Here is a 19,060-nt window from a genome sequence, read left to right on the forward strand (position 1 = left end):
ATGAAATCCGCATGGTGACAACTGTCAAAGTTGTTGCTATGCGGTTTTCTTGTTGTTTGATTTCAATTGAAAGTGTAGCGATCGAATGGTTTTAGCTATCTTGAATGAGAAACGCCGTATTGGGTTAGAAGGAATTATTTTTAATAAAAATACATTTGACTTTATATTTATGCAATTGTATACTGATTTAAACAAACATAACCGTGGATGGAGATGATCAGTTTGGTTCAAATGCATAGCGCAATCACAACGATTGGTAAGACCATAGAAGATCAATTAAAAGGTAGAGATTTATTGACGCTGTTAGACTATACAAGCGAAGAGATTGACTATTTATTACAAAAAGCACTTATCATGAAACAAGAGATGGTGGCGGGGAAAATGCCTGCCGTATTACAAGGGAAGACGCTCGGTATGATTTTTGAAAAACATTCTACGCGAACTCGGATTTCATTTGAAGTAGGTATGAATCATCTAGGGGGGCATGCAATGTTCATGCATGCAAAAGATTTGCAAATCGGACGAGGTGAGCCGATTTCTGATACCGGAAAAGTCTTATCTGAATACGTTGATGGGGTTATGATTCGTGCAAACTCACATGAAATGGTGAAAGAGTTAGCAAAGCATGCGACAATTCCCATCATTAATGGCTTAACCGACATTTTTCATCCGTGCCAAGCACTTGCGGATTTGCTCACGATGATCGAAGTGAAAGGGACGATCCGTGGTAAGAAACTCGCTTATGTGGGAGATGGGAACAATGTAGCCCATTCACTCATCATTGGAGCGGCCAATATGGGGATGCATGTCGCTTTTGCTTCTCCAGAAGGCTATGCGTGTAATCAAAACCTATTCATGAAGGCACAAAAAATTGCCAATGCAAATGGCGGTTCACTCATTCAAACGAACAACGCGATCGAAGCTGTCGAAAATGCAGACGTTGTCTATACAGATGTCTGGACGAGTATGGGCCAGGAAGAAGAAACAGCTACTCGATTACAAGTGTTTAATGATTTTCAAGTGAATGATGAACTCGTCGCTCATGCAAAAAAAGACTATATGTTTTTGCACTGTCTGCCTGCGCATCGTGAAGAAGAAGTTGCTACGTCCGTGATCGATGGGACCAATTCCTATGTATTCCAACAAGCGGGTAATCGTCTACACGCTCAAAAAGCCGTACTCGCAACGTTGTTATAAAGTGCTAGTTTCGAATGAATGAGTAGCGGCAGTCGTGGAAACATGTGGAAAACAATCTAAATTTCCTGTAGTATATGAATAGAATTTACTCATATCGTGGGGGTACAGAATGTTTGAATACTTTTTAGTGTTTTTAGGAGCTGCCATACCTTGGTTCGAAATTGCACTCGTCATCCCATTAGGCATCATAAGGGGATTATCGCCAGTTTGGGTGATGATTCTCGCGTTTATCGGGAATATGCTTACTGTATTGTTGTTAATTATTGCCTTTCAGCGCGTCAAAGAGTGGATGGAGAAACGACGTGAAAAAACTGGCAAACCTGAATCCAAACGAACAGAACGCGGAAAACGGATTTGGAATAAATACGGTATGCCTGGCCTCGCCTTACTCGGTCCGATTCTCATCGGAACCCATATCGCTGCATTTATCGGGTTACTATTTGGTGCGACGAAAGTAAATACAACGGTCTGGATGACGATTAGTATCACACTATGGACGCTCGTTTTCGGGCTCGCGACAGCAGCCGGTTTTGATATTTTTGTGCGGAACTTTAATTGATCGTTCGAGAAAAGTCCAGATTATGAAATGAAATGAAATGGAGAAGCGAGTAGGGGGGATTCCTGTACTCGTTTTTTTGTGGGCTTCTCTCAGAGATTTATTGCTTTTCGATAAGAGGCGTGAGTGTTGCGGTGCGAACAGTTTATGTTGCGATACGTTTGGAGTATTGTGATGCGAAGGCTGAGTGTTGTGATACGAGCCGTTTACGTTGTGATGCGCGGGGTTTATGTTGTGATGCGGTTGGAGCATTGTGATGCGAAGGCTGAGTGTTGCGATACGAGCCGGTTAACGTTGTGATACGCACAGGTTATATTACAATTGCATAATCACCTCTAGATCCAGGCGGTTCATCTCCACCTAAAAAGCACGATAAGAAGTTGCTTCTCATCGTGCCGTTCATCCTATTGGAGCTTTCAATGATTGTCTACTTAACCAGCTGTAAATGCTTGAGCGAGTTCGCCGGTGATTTTTGCTTTTTCCTGCTCGTCCGCATTGACCCACAACTTTTCAAAGAACACGCCTAATCCTGGCAAAAGGTGCTCTTCGCCACGGTTCAATGCATCTTCTACTACATTTCGAATATCGTCCGCGGAATTGTTTGTCATGTTTGCTGTAATCGCGTCACGAATTTGAAAGTTCATATTATCAATCCTCCTGCAATCATTTTGGACACAATGATCGCCAACTATACAGACATTTGTTACACTGAGAAAAAAGATAAAAAGGATGTCAACAATACATGAAAAGAATTGAATCCACTCAAAATGGGCTTGTGAAACATTGGAAAAAACTTGTCTTGTCAAAGAAAGATCGGGACAAATCGGAAGAATTTATCGTTGAAGGCTTTCATTTGGTGGAAGAAGCGCTAAACACCAATGGTACTGTTGTCCATTTAATGGTGACTGAAGGAATAGAACTCCCTGCTAATTGGAATACGGAAAACGTGCAATTGATTGAAATGACAAAAGCTGTTGCTAAAGAGCTCATTGAAACGGAGCAATCACAAGGCGTATTTGCTCACTGTAAACAGCCTCATTATTCGCCTGAAGAGGTCAAGCATTGGAAAAAATATTTATTAATTGATGCGGTGCAAGATCCAGGCAATATCGGGACAATGATTAGAACGGCGGATGCTGCAGGAATTGATGCGGTTATTCTTGGAAAAGGCTCCGCTGATCCGTATAATCCCAAAACCGTCCGATCTGCTCAAGGTTCACATTTTCATATACCGGTCATCAAGGGTGATTTGAATGAATGGTTAGCGCAACTAAAACAAGCAGGTATACGCATTATCGGAACGGGCTTGCAACAAGCATCCGAACATTACGCAATTGAACCGATGCAAGCATTCGCACTTATTGTTGGGAATGAAGGAAGTGGTGTATCTGAAGACTACTTGCGACAAGCAGACGAAGTCGTGAAAATTCCGTTGTATGGCAAAGCGGAATCTTTAAATGTAGCGATCGCAACGGGCATTCTCGTCTATTCATTCGGAAGAAGATAAACCTTAACCCAATCTTGATGAATGAAACGGAATAGGCTATACTAATACTTATTATACATTGTAAAAGCTGTGACCGGGAAAAGTAGACGGTATTTCTCCTACAGGAAGTTAGTGCCTTGACTGTGAGTGCTAATAGGAAGAGAGCTGTTGAAGTTCACCCCGCGAGCTGCCGCTTGGACCAGCGAGAGCTGTAAAGGTGTGCCGGTAGAGGGCCGTTACTCCAAATGAAGTGATTATGCGTTTCTTTGCATAATAATCAGGGTGGTACCGCGAACTCGTCCTCGTCCCTTTTTGGGGGCGAGGTTTTTTTATTTTGAAAGGAGAATGACGATGGAACAACAGTTGCAGCAATTAAAAGATGAAGCGTTGGGGAAAATTCAAGATGCTCAGTCCGTAAAAGAGTTAAATGACGTTCGTGTCGCTTATCTTGGGAAAAAAGGACCGATTACTGACTTATTGAAAGGAATGGGTAAGCTCCCTGCTGAGGAGCGTCCGAAAATGGGTGCACTCGTCAATGTCGTGCGTGAAACCGTAACGGCATCTTTAGAAGAAAGAATGGCGTTGCTGGAAGCGGAAGCAATTAATACGCAATTAGCGAAGGAAGCAATCGATGTTACACTTCCGGGTCGTCCAGTGCAAGCAGGCAATCACCATCCACTAACGCGTGTCGTTGAAGAAATCGAAGACTTTTTCATTAGTATGGGATACGAAATTGCAGAAGGACCGGAAGTGGAAAAGGATTACTACAATTTCGAAGCGCTCAACTTGCCAAAAGGGCATCCTGCGCGTGATATGCAGGATTCCTTCTATATTTCTGAAGATATTTTGCTGCGTACACATACATCTCCTGTGCAAGCTCGGACGATGGAGGCAAAAGGTGGAGAGGCGATTAAAATCATTTGTCCGGGGAAAGTGTACCGACGTGATAATGATGATGCAACACATTCACATCAATTTACACAAATTGAAGGTCTTGTCGTTGGTGAAGATATCCGCATGAGTGACTTGAAAGGTACACTTGATTTATTCGCGAAAAAGATGTTTGGTGCAGAGCGTGAAATCCGCCTACGTCCTAGCTTCTTCCCATTCACTGAACCGTCCGTTGAGATGGATATATCTTGCTTTAAGTGTAGTGGTAAAGGATGTAATGTGTGTAAAAAAACAGGCTGGATTGAGATTTTAGGTGCCGGAATGGTGCATCCGAATGTATTGGAAATGGCGGGTTATGATCCGTCTGCTGTTACTGGATTTGCATTTGGTATGGGACCTGAACGAATTGCAATGTTGAAATATGGCATTGAAGATATCCGTCATTTCTACACGAATGACAGCCGGTTCATATCACAATTCCATCGGACGGAAGCGTAAGGAGGAGAAAACATGTTAGTTTCAACGAAATGGCTAAATGAATATGTAAATACAGGCGGGATTACACCTGCAGAGTTAGCGGAAAAAATCACACGTTCAGGTATCGAAGTCGATTCCATTATCGATCGCTCTCACGGTATGACAAACGTCGTTGTCGGGTATGTAAAAGAATGTGTCAAACATCCTGAAGCGGATAAATTAAATATTTGCCAAGTGGACGTCGGAGAAGAAGTGACACAAATCATTTGTGGAGCTCCTAACGTCGCTGAAGGCCAAAAAGTGATTGTTGCACGTCCAGGCGCAGTTCTGCCTGGCGGTATGAAGATAAAGAAAGCGAAACTTCGTGGCGAGGAATCGAACGGCATGATCTGTTCATTACAAGAACTCGGGATTGAAGGGAAACTTGTTGCCAAAGCATACGCTGAAGGGATTTATGTGTTACCTGAAGGAGCGGTACCTGGTGAAAGTGCGTTGCCTTTACTCGGTTTGGATGATACTGTCCTCGAATTTGATTTGACACCGAACCGGTCAGATGCATTAAGCATGTTAGGTGTAGCTTATGAAGTGGCGGCAATTTTATCTGAAGAGATCCATCTCCCGGAAATTGATTACAAAACATCAGAAGTAAAAGCCGAAGACATGTTGAAGCTGCGTGTCGATGCACCTGACGTCAACCCGATGTACGTTGCTAAAGTCGTGAAAAACGTGAAGATTGCTGAATCGCCACTTTGGTTACAAAATTACTTAATGGCTTCAGGCGTGCGACCACACAATAATGTCGTCGATATTACAAACTATGTACTCATGGAATACGGTCAACCGCTTCATGCATTTGACTATGACCGATTGGAAACGGGTGAAATTGTCGTCCGCCATGCACTTGAAGGGGAGAAAATTACGACGTTAGATGAAGTGGAACGTACGTTACAACCACATCACCTCGTCATTACGAATGGTCAACAACCAGTAGCACTTGCTGGTGTAATGGGCGGAGCCAATTCCGAAGTGCATGATGGTACAACAACAGTTGTCATTGAATCTGCTTATTTTGCAGGGTCTTCTGTCCGACAAACTTCTAAAGACGTCGGTTTGCGAAGTGATGCAAGTACGCGATTTGAAAAAGGAGTCGATCCGAACCGTGTCCTTGAAGCAGCTGAACGCGCTGCGCAATTAATGTCGGACATTGCTGGCGGAGAAGTATTGGCAAACTCGGTCCTGTTTGATGAACTCGACAAAACAGCTGAGCGCATTACCATTTCACCAGACTATATTAATAGCCGTCTCGGCATGAAAATTTCGATGGATGAAATGCTCACAATTTTGGAGCGTTTGCGTATACCGACACAAGCAATCAATGGTCAACTTGTCATTGACGCGCCAACTCGTAGACAAGACTTGCGTATTAAGGAAGACATTATCGAAGAAATCGCCAGAATGCATGGCTATGATGAAATTCCTAAAACACTACCAATAACGGAATCAACACCTGGTGGACTTACTCCTTATCAGGCGAAACGCCGTATTGTGCGCCAATATCTTGAAGGTGCGGGCTTCTATCAAGCCATTACGTATTCATTAACTTCCAAAGAGCAGGCTCAAGCGTATGCGTTAGAAACTGCGCCTGTAACGGAATTGCTCATGCCGATGAGTGAAGAACGAAGCGTATTGCGCCAAAGTTTGGTTCCTCATTTACTAGAAGTGGCAACGTATAACGTCGCACGTCGGATTGATTCTGTTGCATTGTATGAAACGGGTTCTGTATTCCTTGGGATGGAAGAAGACGGCCTCCCACGTGAAGTGGAGCATGTAGCTGCAGTGATGACAGGAAAATGGGTCGATCATGCTTGGCAAGGCGAAACGAAAAAAGTCGACTTCTTCGTGCTGAAGGGCATTGTGGAAGGGATGATGAACCGTCTCGGACTAGCAGATCGCCTTTCATTTGAACAATCGGTTGTAGACGGTATGCATCCTGGCCGTACGGCGACGATTTTGTTGAATGGTGAGCGTATCGGTCTAATTGGACAGATTCATCCGACAGAGCAAAAGAAACGTGACTTGAAAGAGACGTACGTGATGGAAATGAATCTCAAGCAAGTGTTGACAGTAGCGACGGAAGACTTGATCTATGTTCCAGTCCCACGTTTCCCATCGATTTCAAGAGATATCGCGCTAGTTGTTTCAACCGAAACATCTGCAGGTGCTCTCGAATCGGTTATTCGTCAAGCAGGTGGAAAATTACTGAAAGACGTCAAGTTATTCGATTTATATGAAGGTGAGAACGTTGAAGAGGGCAAAAAGTCACTCGCGTTTTCATTGACATACTTCGATCCTGAACGGACATTGACGGACGAAGAAGTCGTTAAAGCGCACGATAAAGTGCTGAACGCTTTAACAGAAGCGAATGCTCAACTTAGAGGATAACTCACAAGGGTAAGGAATATCCTGCTGAATCTGTGATAGAAAAGAGAAATGGAATTGCATTCGTGCAATTCCATTTTTAAATTCTCTACGTGAGTAGCGATTTTATCAATCAAAGTTTCTAGCAGCAACACTTCAAAAAATATAACATTTTGTCTTAAGGTCACTGGAAGAGTTCCCAAAAGAGGGCTTATCCTAGAACTGTTGATTTGCATTCCGTGCGGACGCTTTCCGGGGGCTTGCCCTCAGCCTCCTCGCCGCTTCGCGTCTGCGGGGTCTTCACGCTGCGCTGATTCCCCAGGAGTCGTCGCTCTACACTCCAATCAACGTAAATCGCCTATATTTAAAGTGAAAAAAATACAGTGATCTTTTTAAAAGGAAAGAATCACTGTTTTAATTGAATTATCATAGTACCAAGTTAAGATTGTATGTTGCGTCACATTGGGTGCTAATTCGTTAAAATTCCACCTAACGAACATCAAAACCAATATTTACTCGCATGTCATAGCTATTAGGATTCTCTCCTTCAATGCTGCTTTCCACATAAAACTGAGCTGAACCACTCACAACGTATTTTCCAGTCGGAAACCCTTTGTCCACAATCGTTTGAATGAACTCGCGTTTTGCAGCTTCATCCTCGTCACTATACCCACCGGCAAATTCATATTTCACCTTGAGAGGGACACCCTTTTTCAACGTTGTGTGAATCAATGGCTCGTTCATCGCATAATCGATCTCGTAATTACGAGTTAGCTCTTTAATTGGGAAATAAAAAGGGGAGGCGGCGTGTGAAATGACGATGGATTCTTGATCACCTACGTACGTCAACTCTGCGTAAATTGCAGTCTCTTCGAATTCATTATACGTTTCTTTTTCCGTATATAATTTGTATACGAAATCATCCGCTTGCATTTCCGCCTCTTGAGGGTAGGAAACGTTTTTACTAGGGGTATTCCCCTTAATAGACACACTACATCCGGCTAATAAACCAATGATTGCTAAACTTACTAATCCCTTTTTCAAGTAGAATCACTCCTTGTTTAGTAGACGGTAGCCTATCAAATAAGTTACATTCTCTTCATTGCTGCAAGTTTTTTCGCTTTTTGTGCATTTGCAAAGTGCCATTTGGTCATGGAACGTAATGCTGCTTCTCCGTCCTTTAGAAGAATTTTAGCAGCAACTTCATCCACTCGGGGACCCGCCCCTTTAGGCAATGTCATGCCAGCGAGTTGACTGAGACGATCCATCTCTTCTAAAAAAGCGACACGCGCGATGATTGATGCGGCTGCTACCGAGACGTGCAATCCTTCTGCTTTGGTGGAAAATAATACATTTTCACGGATAATCTCAGGTTCGTTCTTAATGTGGTTATAATAGATTCCACGTTCTGCGAATTGATCAATCAAAATATATTCCGGTTTTTGTCCATCCATTTTGCGTAAAACGTGTTTCAGTGCTTGGTTATGCAAGAGTGCTTTGATTTTTCCTTGTGACCAGCCTTTTGCTTGCACGTCATTGTATTTCGGGTTGGATAAAGTTAATACACTATGCGTCAAAGTCGCTTGTAAGTCGTGGGCTATTTGTCTCATCAGATCATCCGTTAGTTGTTTTGAGTCTTTTACACCGAGTTCTCGGACAAGATTGATCTGTTCAGTACGCACATAACAAGCTGCTACAGTAACTGGACCGAAAAAATCGCCTGTTCCTGTTTCGTCTGATCCTAGTACTGATAACCCAGCAAAATTATCTGGCAACAATTCACCTTTAGGAGATGCTACCTTTTTAGCTGTAGACGTCGAACTTGCATGTTGTGTTGCCTTTGACTTTCCCCATTGTGTAGCTTCACGTTCAGCTCCATTACCTTGAAAGAGCACTTTTCCGGATTTGTAAACTGTAATGGCGGTATCTGGAAGTTTTGCTGCAAATAAAACCCCTGGAGCATTTCTCGTCACTTTAAATGACAGATAATGTTGTGTTAGTGCTGAAATGGTTGACTCATCTAATAGAAGTACGCTTTGTCCCATTGTTTTCATCCTCTCGATTCACTTGTCTATATTGTACAGGAACAGAACGTGTAGGTCTGTCTATAAAGTCGTTACAGATCCCAAAACTATCCCTTCTCTTTTCAAGTAAAAGAGTTTCATGGTATGATTGGGTACAGAGTCGTTATTTGGGAGGTTTCAACATTGGCAGACGAACAGAAGACGCGCGTTGCGGTTGACATATATGGGCAAACTTATACAATTGTCGGCAGTGAAACAAGTAGTCACGTTCGCCATGTCGCTTCGATGGTTGACGCAAAGATGAAGGAAATTAGTGCCCGTAATCCTTACTTGGACAGTTCCAAAATTGCTGTGCTCACCGCTGTCAACAGCGTTCATGACTATTTACTGTTAAAAGAACGTGTCGAAGAGTTGGAAGAAGAATTGAATAAGTTGAGAGGTTGACTGACGTATATGCTAGATTTACTCATTGTGTTCCTATTAGTAGGAGGATTGATTACTGGGTTCCGTCGAGGGCTCATCGTGCAACTCATCCATATGACAGGTTTCATCATTGCACTTATCGTAGCGTACATATATTATAAACCGTTAGCTGATAAATTCGTATTATGGATCCCTTATCCAGGGGTGACAGCTGGATCGAAATTGAGCTGGACAGTAGAGCAACTTGATCTTGACCAAACTTTTTATCGGTTATTAGCATTTGTAATTATTTTTATTGTGGTGAAATTTGTTCTGCAATTGATTGCCTCAATGTTTGATTTCCTGAAATACTTACCAGTACTAGGTTTCGTTGCTCGATTTGGAGGGGCTGCATTAGGATTTGTAGAGTTTTATATACTAATTTTCCTTGTCCTCTATTTAGTTGCAATGCTCCCGCTAGATTTCATACAAAATTGGATTGAACATTCAATCTTAGCAGAAGCGATGTTCGAGCATACACCGATTTTTTCGGAGACTGTGAAAAATTGGTGGTACATTTATACGAAGTGATCTTTGTTGAAAATCGAACTGTTCACGGCTTCCCCCCTTCGCTGGAGGGAAGCCTTTTTCACAGCAACTAACAACCCAATGGAGGTATGGATGATGAATAAAAAGACGATCATTCGCACGTTCGAAAAAATTGCATTGTATATGGAATTACTAGGCGAGAATCCATTTAAAGTAGGTGCTTTTCGTAAAGCGGCGAATGTTCTCGAGCTCGATCCTCGTAGCTTATCCGAAATGGATGATATTTTGAAGTTGAAAGGGATTGGGAAAGGGACAGGCGCTGTAATCATTGATTTGCTTGAAAAGGGTGAATCGGATCTATTGAAAGAGCTGGAGCATGAAGTACCAAAAGGCTTGCTCCCCTTATTAAAAGTTCCTGGCCTAGGTGGCAAGCGCATTGCGAAACTTCGTGAAACGCTTGGCATCGATTCAGTGGAATCCCTACGCCAAGCTTGTGAGTCAAATAAAGTAAGTGAATTGCCGGGTTTTGGTAAGAAGACAGAAGAAAAGCTGCTACATGAACTACAACAACTCGGTACACGTAAAGAGAAGTTGCCAGTTTGGCAAATTGAGTCAATTGTTCACGCTATTGAAGAAGAGTTAAGAGGAATTCCCGAAATTACTCGCTTTTCGGTTGCTGGAAGTTTCAGGCGTGCTGAAGAAATGAGCAGTGACGTGGATTTCATCATCGTTACAGACAATCCGGCCGTTGTAAGGGAAAAGGTCGTTGCTGCTTTACCTGTTGAAGAGACGGTAGCGGCGGGAGATGCAAAGCTATCGATTGTGCTGGACATGACAGATGCGGTCGACGTCGATTTTCGCTTCGTGACGGATGAACAGTTTGCTACCGCACTTCATCACTTTACAGGCTCGAAAGACCACAATGTAAAAATGCGGCAGTTGGCGAAATCTAAAGGGATGAAAATTAGTGAATACGGTGTAGAGCAGGAAGACGGGACAACGAAAACATTTAGCTCTGAAAAAGCGTTTTTCGCGTTCTTTGATCTGCCTTATATACCTCCTTCCGTTCGGACAAATGGTACTGAAATTGACCGAGCGGATGAAATTGCAGAACTTGTAACGGTACATGATATTCGTGGCGATTTCCATATGCATACAACGTGGTCGGACGGTGGCTACTCCATACGTGAAATGGCGGAAGCGTGTCGAGCGAAGGGGTACACCCACATAGTTATTACAGATCACACGCACTATTTAAAAGTAGCAAATGGTCTTACACCTGAGCGCGTCCGTGAACAAATTGCGGAAATTCGAAAAGTGAATGCAGAATTTGATGATATTGAGATTTTTTGTGGCACTGAGATGGATATACTGCCGGATGGAACGCTTGATTTTGAAGATGATTTATTACAAGAATTGGATTTTGTCATTGCATCAATCCATTCGAATTTCAATCAATCACAAGAGCAGATTATGGAAAGACTATATGCTGCGATGAAAAATCCATATGTTCATATGATTGCGCACCCAACAGGTAGAATAATTGGCCAACGTGAAGGTTATAACCCGGACGTTATGCAACTCATCGAGTGGGCAAAAGAGCATCATAAAATCCTTGAATTGAATGGAAATCCCCATCGTTTCGATTTGTGTACGGAGTATTTGGTTGCAGCCCAAGAAGCTGGCGTGAAAATTGCAATCAATACGGATGCACATGCAATTGACCAATTGAATTATATGGACATTGCAGTAAATTATGCACAAAAAGCTTGGTTGAAAAAGGAGACGGTCGTCAACACGTGGCCGCTCGAACAATTTATCCGTGAAATTATTCGGAAGTGAAGGGGAGTGTAAGACATTGGAGACACGTGTCTTAAAAACACTTGAATTTGACAAAATAAGAGAGATTGTAGCGACCTATTGTACGTCAACGATTGGTCGTGACCTTTTGCAAAAGTTAGAACCAGTCAGTGACTTCAATACAGTTGTTGAGTTGCTCGATGAGACAGATGAAGGGCTTGCGATATTACGTCTGAGGGGCAATGTACCGATGGGCGGCATTGCTGACGTCAGACCTCATGCAAAAAGAGCACAAATTGGTGGTGTACTGAGTGCTTACGAGCTTATGGAAATTGCCAATACGATTCGAGCGAGTCGTATTCTTCGGCAATTCATCGAAGCAGTGAATGAAGAGGAAGATATCGAGTTACCGAAGTTTTTAGCCAAAAAAGAAGCGTTGCCTATACTGACAGGGCTTGAGCATGAAATTAATGCTGCAATCGACGATAACGGTCACGTTGTGGATAGCGCATCAGGAACTCTCCGTTCCATTCGACAAAACCTTCGTATGCAGGAAGGTCGTGTGCGTGAAAAGTTGGAAGGATACACTAGAGGCCGTAATGCAGCGAAAATGTTGTCCGATTCAATTGTAACAATCCGAAACGATCGCTTTGTCATCCCTGTAAAAGCTGAATACCGGTCACACTTCGGCGGTGTCATTCATGATATGTCCTCTTCAGGACAGACGCTGTTCATTGAACCAGATGCGGTCGTTCAAGCGAACAACGAAATTAGGAATTTGAAAATGAAAGAACGGGAAGAAATCGAAAAAATCCTTCAAGAACTATCGATGAAAGTGCAAGAAATCGCACATGAATTGTTTGTGCTTGTAGGTGTTTTAGCGGAAATTGACGTAATTTTAGCGAAGGCGAAATATGGAACTGCGCACAAATGTACGAAACCGACTGTCAATGAAGAGGGGTATATTCGATTAGCGAAAGCGCGTCATCCACTGTTGCCGATTGAAGAAGCCGTAGCAAATACAATTGAATTTGGTAAAGAGATTACGTCTATTGTCATTACAGGTCCGAACACGGGCGGAAAAACCGTTACACTCAAAACAGTCGGCTTATGTACGTTAATGGCGCAAGCTGGTCTACCCATTCCTGCATTGGATGGTTCTGAAGTTGCTGTGTTTGAATCGGTTTATGCGGATATTGGGGACGAGCAATCCATTGAGCAAAGCTTAAGTACGTTCTCCTCCCATATGGTGAATATTGTAGACATCTTGAAAAAGTTCGATTCCCGCTCATTACTCATCTTTGACGAATTAGGGTCAGGCACCGATCCGCAGGAAGGCGCTGCGTTGGCAATTGCCATATTGGATGAAGTGCATGGTACGGGGGCTAGGGTGATGGCGACGACGCATTATCCAGAACTGAAAGCGTACGGCTACAATCGGCCCGGTGTTGCAAATGCGAGTGTTGAATTTGATATTGATACGTTAAGCCCGACGTATCGGTTACTCATCGGCGTCCCGGGACGTAGTAATGCATTTGAAATTTCCAAACGTCTTGGTTTGCACGAGCACATTATCGGCCGCGCTAAAAAATTCACGGGAACTGACCGGGGAGAAGTCGATTCAATGATCGCTTCATTGGAAACAAGTCGGGTGCAATCAGAAAAAGATGCAGAACAAACACATGCGTTACTCATTGAAACAGAAAAATTAAAGCGTGAACTGGAAACGAAACTCGCTGAATTTGACGACATGAAAGAGAAGCTTGTTGAAAAAGCGAAAGAAAAAGCAAAGACGATTGTGGATACAGCAAGAACAGAATCTGAAGCTGTTATAGCAGAACTGCGCGCCCTTCGAATGAATGCGGGTGCACAAGTGAAAGAGCATGAATTGATTGAAGCACGCAAAAAATTGGATGAAGCTGCACCGCAAGAAAAGAAGAGGAAGATTGTAGCAAAAGCTGCTGCAAGACCACTACAAGTCGGTGATGAAGTGAAAGTCGTCACATACGGACAAAAAGGAACGTTAATAGAAAAAGTTTCAGCAAAAGAATGGGTCGTACAAATTGGTATATTGAAGATGAAGCTCGATGAATCCGTATTGGAATATACGAAGCCAGAGAAGTTGAAAGAACCTGTCGTGTCCGCTTCGGTGCGCGGTAGAGATTCCTATGTGAAGTTGGAACTCGATTTGCGTGGTGAACGGTATGAGGATGCCTTGCATCGAACAGAAAAATATTTGGATGATGCACTGTTATCGAATTACCACCAAGTGTCCATCATTCATGGGAAAGGGACTGGCGCGTTACGACAAGGTGTCCAATCCTACTTGAAAAATCATCCACGGGTAAAAAGTTATCGCTATGGCGAAGCGGGTGAGGGTGGCCACGGTGTGACAGTTGTTGAGTTAAAGTGAAGTAACCGCTTATAGGTAAATCATTCGTAACGATCCAACCCGTTGAGAGTCAGTCGGTTAAAAAAGAGGCGTCTCGTGTCTTTCTTTAACTGTAACTGACCCGTCAAAAGTCAACATGAATTAAAAAAGATCTTGAGAAATGAATCTTTTTCGACCGCTATACGTAGAGGAAGGAATGATCGATTCATAAAGGAGCCAAACAAATGACAAAAACAGGGTTTTGGAGCCATCCACTAGTAGAAACAGCAGGCTACTTCAGTGTTGTAGTCCTTTGCCTCATCGTATCGATGGTCTTATTTGAACTTGTTACGAAATATAAAAACTGGGAAGAAATCCGAAAAGGGAACATGGCTGTAGCAATGGCGACCGGTGGAAAAATTTTTGGTGTCGCGAATATTTTCCATTATTCGATCGAACAACATAATACGTTGCCCCAAATGATTGGGTGGGGGTTATACGGGTTTATTTTGCTTGTGTTTGCGTATTTGCTTTTCGAATTTTTAACACCAAAGTTCCAAATTGACAAGGAGATTGAAGAAGATAACCGCTCTGTCGGCTTTATCTCGCTGACCATTTCAGTCGGCCTGTCCTTTGTTATCGGAGCAAGTATTTCATAGGAGACTTCTAATGGAGAAATTATCTAAAATATTGATTGTTGTTTGTATCCTCTTTGTTATCATCGGCATCTACTGGATGATGACGAACACGCCTTGACTAAAATTTGCCGGTCAAGGCATTTTTTTGTGGAGTTTTTAATATTCTATTTGAAAGCGGATTCATTTATCGATATACTATATTAAGAATGAATTTTCTATAAACTATTAAAAAGAAGGAGGTTTTGCAAATGACGGAAAAACCATGGCTCAGCATGTATCCACCAGAGATTCCGAAGACGATTGCATATGACCGGATTCCCATCCAACAATTCTTAACAGACTCGAGTAACAAGTTTCCCGATAAGACGGCCATTCATTTTCTAGGGAAGGACATTTCATTTAAAGAGTTTCATGATTCGGCCTTGAAGTTTGCCAATTATTTACGCTCTCTCGGTGTGGAAAAAGGAGACCGGGTGGCGATTATGCTTCCGAACTGCCCGCAAAGTGCAATTGCTTACTATGGAATCCTTTACGTCGGTGCTGTTGTTGTTCAAACTAATCCTTTGTACACGGAAAGAGAACTTGCTTATCAAATGAAAGATTCCGGTGCGAAGGCGATTATCTCCCTTGATATTTTGTACGGAAGAATTTCAAAGATTGTTAAAGAAACAGACTTGGAACATATCATCATTACCGGCATCAAAGATTATTTACCATTCCCGAAAAACCTTGTCTATCCGTTCATTCAAAAGAGGGAATATGGAATTGTCGTCAAAGTGGAACATCGAGGCATGAATCATCTTTTTACAGAAATTATGAAAATCGCAAAAGCAGAGCCAGTTTCATATGAATTTAATTTTGATGATGACCTCGCGTTGCTCCAATACACAGGTGGAACAACAGGACCTCCAAAAGGCGTCATGTTAACCCATGCGAACTTGATCAGTAATGTCCAGATGTGCAATGCGTGGTTATATCAATGTAAAGAAGGCGAAGAAACCGTTATGGGGATCCTTCCGTTCTTCCATGTCTATGGTATGACAACAGTCCTTATTTTATCGGTAATGCAAGGGAATAAAATGGTGTTAGTGCCTAAATTCGATTTTGAAACAGCTTTAAAAACGATTGATAAACAAAAACCGACGTTGTTTCCGGGTGCACCAACAATTTACATCGGCTTGCTCAACCATCCACAATTGGCGAAATACGATTTGTCATCCATCAAAGCTTGTATTAGTGGATCTGCCGCTTTACCAGTTGAATTACAAGAAGAGTTTGAAAAAGTGACGGGCGGTAAACTTGTGGAAGGGTATGGCCTTACAGAAACTTCGCCAGTTGCTATCGCGAACTTTGTATGGGAAAAACGTAGGGTGAGTGGTTCTATTGGTGTTCCATGGCCAGATACGGATGCACGCATCGTTGGTCCGGAAACGACTGAGCCTTTACCGAATGGTGAGGTAGGAGAAATTGCCATTAAAGGTCCTCAAGTAATGAAAGGGTATTGGAATAGACCTGAAGATACCGCGCAAACCTTTAGAGATGGATGGTTTTTAACAGGAGATCTCGGGTATATGGATGATGAAGGTCACTTCTATATCGTCGATCGTAAAAAAGATATGATCATCGCAAGTGGTTTTAACATCTATCCACGAGAAATAGAAGAAATCCTTTATGAACATCCTGCCATTTTGGAATGTGTTGTTGCAGGTGTACCGGATCCATACCGCGGTGAAACGGTGAAAGCTTATATCGTTCTTAAAGAAGGAAAATCGATTACAGAAGAAGAATTAGATACGTATTGCCGAAAACAGTTGGCATCTTATAAAGTTCCAAGACTCTATGAGTTCCGTAAAGAGCTACCGAAAACGGCAGTCGGAAAGATTCTCCGTAGGTCGCTAATCGATGAAGAAAAGAAAAAGTTGGAACAATTGAAAACGATATCATGAAATGCTTGACGACAGTTCAATAAAAGATTACTATGAAAATATGAATGAACAATCATTCATATTTTCTTCTTTTTGGTGGTGAAATAAAATGAAGCGTGATAAACCGAAATACAAACAGATTATTGATGCTGCTGTCATCGTCATAGCAGAAAACGGTTACCATCAAGCGCAAGTATCCAAGATTGCGAAGGAAGCTGGCGTGGCAGATGGCACCATATATCTCTATTTCAAGAATAAAGAGGACATCCTTATTTCGGTCTTTAGAGAGAAAATGGGCATCTTCGTAGAAAATGTGAAGGAGATTGTGAAAAAAGAGATTTCCGCAACAGAAAAATTGTATAAATTGATTGATAATCATTTCTCATTACTTTATCACGACCGCCACCTTGCTATTGTGACACAATTAGAGCTTCGACAATCCAACAAGGACCTACGATTTCGAATTAACGAAGTACTAAAAGAATATCTCGTATTGCTTGATTCGATCTTACGAGAAGGGATTGATAGCGGTGAATTTGACGAAAAAATCGATATTCGGTTAGCTCGGCAAATGGTTTTTGGCACAATTGATGAAACAATCACTTCTTGGGTGATGAACGATCAAAAATATGATCTTATCAAATTGGCTCCCCAAGTGCATAAATTGCTATTAAAAGGTATGAAGTCGTAGACGTAGTAAACGCTTAGGGAAATCGTAGCAGTATCACTATTCATACGAAAGGATGGGGTAAAATGGAATTCTTATCAATGACCATTGAGGAACATGTTGCTATTGTATCCATAAATCGTCCGCCAGCAAATGCATTATCGAGCGGCCTTATTCGTGGGATTGACCAAATGCTCGATGCAGTTGAACAAGATGATGCTGTAAGAGTCATCGTCTTGCACGGGGAAGGGAAATTTTTCTCGGCAGGTGCAGACATTAAAGAATTTACAACCGTTTCTACGGGTGAGGAATTTTCAAAACTATCATCAGCGGGTCAACATGTATTTGAGCGGTTGGAGAATTTTTCAAAACCGATCATTGCCGCTATTCACGGAGCCGCGTTAGGTGGGGGCCTTGAACTGGCAATGGGCTGTCATATCCGTCTGGTGACTGAGAAAGCAAAACTTGGTTTACCTGAATTGCAACTCGGCTTAATACCTGGGTTTGCTGGATCACAACGTTTGCCCCGATATGTCGGTACGGCGAAAGCTGCTGAGATGCTCCTCACGAGTGAACCGATCACTGGGACGGAAGCAGTGCGTCTCGGTCTTGCAAATCATGCATATCCAGAAGAGGAATTGCTTTCTAAAACTATGGAGCTCGCGCGAAAAATTGCTAAAAAGAGCCCTGTTGCGATGAAAGCAGCATTACGCATGCTTCAATATATGAAAACAGACAGTTATTATGAGGGTGTAAAAGCTGAAGCCGATTCATTCGGGGAAGTGTTTGTGACAGCTGATGCAAAAGAAGGCATCCAAGCTTTTATTGAAAAAAGGGAACCACATTTCAAAGGGAATTAAAAACGTTGAGGAGGATTGTACGATGAACATTTATGCATTAGTAAAACGTACATTTGACACGGAGGAGAAAATCGCGGTTTCAAACGGAAAGATTGTGGAAGATGGTGCAGAATTTATCATTAACCCGTACGATGAGTATGCAATTGAAGAAGCAATTCAATTGCGTGATGCAAACGGTGGGGAAGTAACTGTCGTAACAATCGGCAACGAAGAAGCCGAGAAACAATTGCGTACAGCACTTGCTATGGGTGCTGACAAAGCAGTTCTTATTAATACGGAAGATGATCTTGACGAAATGGACGAGTTTTCGGCTGCTACCATACTTGCTGAATACTTGAAAGATAAAGACGCTGACCTAATCCTTGCAGGGAACGTTGCAATTGATGGTGGTTCTGGTCAAGTAGGTCCTCGTGTAGCAGAACTGTTAGGAATTAATTATGTGACAACAATTACAAATATTGAAGTCGACGGAACATCCGTCAAGATTGTTCGTGATGTTGAAGGGGACTCAGAAACGATTGAAACATCGTTACCGTTACTCGTCACTGCACAACAAGGCTTGAACGAACCGCGCTATCCATCTTTACCAGGAATTATGAAAGCGAAGAAAAAGCCGCTTGAAGAACTGGAATTAGATGACTTGGACTTGGACGAAGAGGACGTTGAAGCAAAAACGGAGACGGTTGAAATCTTCTTGCCACCTCAAAAAGCTGCGGGTCGTGTACTTGAAGGCGATCTGTCCGACCAAGTGAAGGAACTTGTTGAGCTTCTACATAAAGAAGCAAAAGTGCTTTGATGG

17 protein-coding genes and 1 other annotated feature are annotated in these 19,060 nt (G+C 42.5%); of the genes, 14 read left to right on the forward strand and 3 right to left on the reverse strand.

Annotated features, from left to right (window positions below; genetic code table 11):
* Positions 1 to 231: 231 nt before the first annotated feature.
* Both argF and NRI27_RS02375 read left to right on the forward strand, forming a co-directional pair.
* The gene (gene argF, locus NRI27_RS02370) at positions 232 to 1,197 is read left to right on the forward strand and encodes an ornithine carbamoyltransferase (protein ID WP_371389667.1); all 966 of its coding nucleotides are present in this window, start codon (positions 232 to 234) and stop codon (positions 1,195 to 1,197) included.
* Positions 1,198 to 1,306: 109 nt separating this feature from the next.
* A complete protein-coding gene (locus NRI27_RS02375) occupies positions 1,307 to 1,756 on the forward strand; it encodes a small multi-drug export protein (protein ID WP_371389393.1) in 450 nt (149 codons plus the stop codon).
* A gap of 428 nt (positions 1,757 to 2,184) precedes the next feature.
* On the opposite strand, the gene sspI is transcribed toward NRI27_RS02375, so the two are convergent.
* Positions 2,185 to 2,397, reverse strand: coding sequence for a small acid-soluble spore protein SspI (gene sspI / locus NRI27_RS02380; RefSeq protein WP_317942940.1), 213 nt, complete (start codon positions 2,395 to 2,397; stop codon positions 2,185 to 2,187).
* A 98-nt stretch (positions 2,398 to 2,495) separates the two neighbouring features.
* On the opposite strand from sspI, the gene NRI27_RS02385 reads away from it, so the two are divergent.
* The 3 genes from NRI27_RS02385 to pheT all read left to right on the forward strand — a co-directional run bounded on the left by NRI27_RS02385 (position 2,496) and on the right by pheT (position 7,049).
* Positions 2,496 to 3,260, forward strand: coding sequence for a TrmH family RNA methyltransferase (locus tag NRI27_RS02385; RefSeq protein ID WP_371389394.1), 765 nt, complete (start codon positions 2,496 to 2,498; stop codon positions 3,258 to 3,260).
* A 60-nt stretch (positions 3,261 to 3,320) separates the two neighbouring features.
* Positions 3,321 to 3,552, forward strand: a binding site (T-box leader).
* A gap of 38 nt (positions 3,553 to 3,590) precedes the next feature.
* Positions 3,591 to 4,628 carry a phenylalanine--tRNA ligase subunit alpha gene (gene pheS, locus NRI27_RS02390; RefSeq protein ID WP_371389395.1) on the forward strand — a complete coding sequence of 346 codons (1,038 nt, stop codon included), beginning with the start codon at positions 3,591 to 3,593 and terminating at the stop codon, positions 4,626 to 4,628.
* A gap of 12 nt (positions 4,629 to 4,640) precedes the next feature.
* Entirely contained in the window at positions 4,641 to 7,049 is a 2,409-nt protein-coding gene (gene pheT / locus NRI27_RS02395) for a phenylalanine--tRNA ligase subunit beta (protein ID WP_371389396.1), read from the forward strand.
* Positions 7,050 to 7,514: 465 nt separating this feature from the next.
* On the opposite strand, the gene NRI27_RS02400 is transcribed toward pheT, so the two are convergent.
* Together NRI27_RS02400 and rnhC are read right to left on the reverse strand one after the other, a co-directional pair.
* Positions 7,515 to 8,069, reverse strand: coding sequence for a hypothetical protein (locus tag NRI27_RS02400; RefSeq protein WP_371389397.1), 555 nt, complete (start codon positions 8,067 to 8,069; stop codon positions 7,515 to 7,517).
* Between the two features lie 44 nt (positions 8,070 to 8,113).
* Entirely contained in the window at positions 8,114 to 9,070 is a 957-nt protein-coding gene (rnhC, locus tag NRI27_RS02405) for a ribonuclease HIII (protein ID WP_371389398.1), read from the reverse strand.
* 123 nt (positions 9,071 to 9,193) lie between these two features.
* On the opposite strand from rnhC, the gene zapA reads away from it, so the two are divergent.
* From zapA to NRI27_RS02450, 9 genes are all read left to right on the forward strand, one after another.
* The gene (gene zapA / locus NRI27_RS02410; protein ID WP_371389399.1) at positions 9,194 to 9,493 is read left to right on the forward strand and encodes a cell division protein ZapA; all 300 of its coding nucleotides are present in this window, start codon (positions 9,194 to 9,196) and stop codon (positions 9,491 to 9,493) included.
* A 9-nt stretch (positions 9,494 to 9,502) separates the two neighbouring features.
* Complete coding sequence (locus NRI27_RS02415; protein WP_317942954.1) at positions 9,503 to 10,042, forward strand: CvpA family protein; 540 nt, start codon at positions 9,503 to 9,505, stop codon at positions 10,040 to 10,042.
* Between the two features lie 93 nt (positions 10,043 to 10,135).
* Positions 10,136 to 11,842 carry a DNA polymerase/3'-5' exonuclease PolX gene (gene polX, locus NRI27_RS02420; RefSeq protein WP_371389400.1) on the forward strand — a complete coding sequence of 569 codons (1,707 nt, stop codon included), beginning with the start codon at positions 10,136 to 10,138 and terminating at the stop codon, positions 11,840 to 11,842.
* 16 nt (positions 11,843 to 11,858) lie between these two features.
* The gene (locus NRI27_RS02425) at positions 11,859 to 14,213 is read left to right on the forward strand and encodes an endonuclease MutS2 (RefSeq protein ID WP_371389401.1); all 2,355 of its coding nucleotides are present in this window, start codon (positions 11,859 to 11,861) and stop codon (positions 14,211 to 14,213) included.
* A 203-nt stretch (positions 14,214 to 14,416) separates the two neighbouring features.
* The gene (locus tag NRI27_RS02430) at positions 14,417 to 14,830 is read left to right on the forward strand and encodes a DUF350 domain-containing protein (RefSeq protein ID WP_371389402.1); all 414 of its coding nucleotides are present in this window, start codon (positions 14,417 to 14,419) and stop codon (positions 14,828 to 14,830) included.
* A gap of 227 nt (positions 14,831 to 15,057) precedes the next feature.
* Entirely contained in the window at positions 15,058 to 16,755 is a 1,698-nt protein-coding gene (locus tag NRI27_RS02435) for a long-chain-fatty-acid--CoA ligase (RefSeq protein ID WP_371389403.1), read from the forward strand.
* 88 nt (positions 16,756 to 16,843) lie between these two features.
* Positions 16,844 to 17,425 (forward strand): fatty acid metabolism transcriptional regulator FadR, encoded by a 582-nt coding sequence (locus NRI27_RS02440; protein WP_371389404.1) that lies wholly within the window; start codon positions 16,844 to 16,846, stop codon positions 17,423 to 17,425.
* Positions 17,426 to 17,487: 62 nt separating this feature from the next.
* Positions 17,488 to 18,261: an enoyl-CoA hydratase gene (locus NRI27_RS02445; RefSeq protein WP_317942964.1), complete on the forward strand. Its 774-nt coding sequence runs from the start codon at positions 17,488 to 17,490 to the stop codon at positions 18,259 to 18,261.
* Positions 18,262 to 18,283: 22 nt separating this feature from the next.
* The gene (locus NRI27_RS02450) at positions 18,284 to 19,057 is read left to right on the forward strand and encodes an electron transfer flavoprotein subunit beta/FixA family protein (RefSeq protein WP_371389405.1); all 774 of its coding nucleotides are present in this window, start codon (positions 18,284 to 18,286) and stop codon (positions 19,055 to 19,057) included.
* The last annotated feature ends 3 nt before the right edge of the window (positions 19,058 to 19,060 follow it).

The sequence above is a fragment of the Sporosarcina sp. OR05 genome, from assembly GCF_041414805.1.
GTDB classification, from domain to species: domain Bacteria; phylum Bacillota; class Bacilli; order Bacillales_A; family Planococcaceae; genus Sporosarcina; species Sporosarcina saromensis.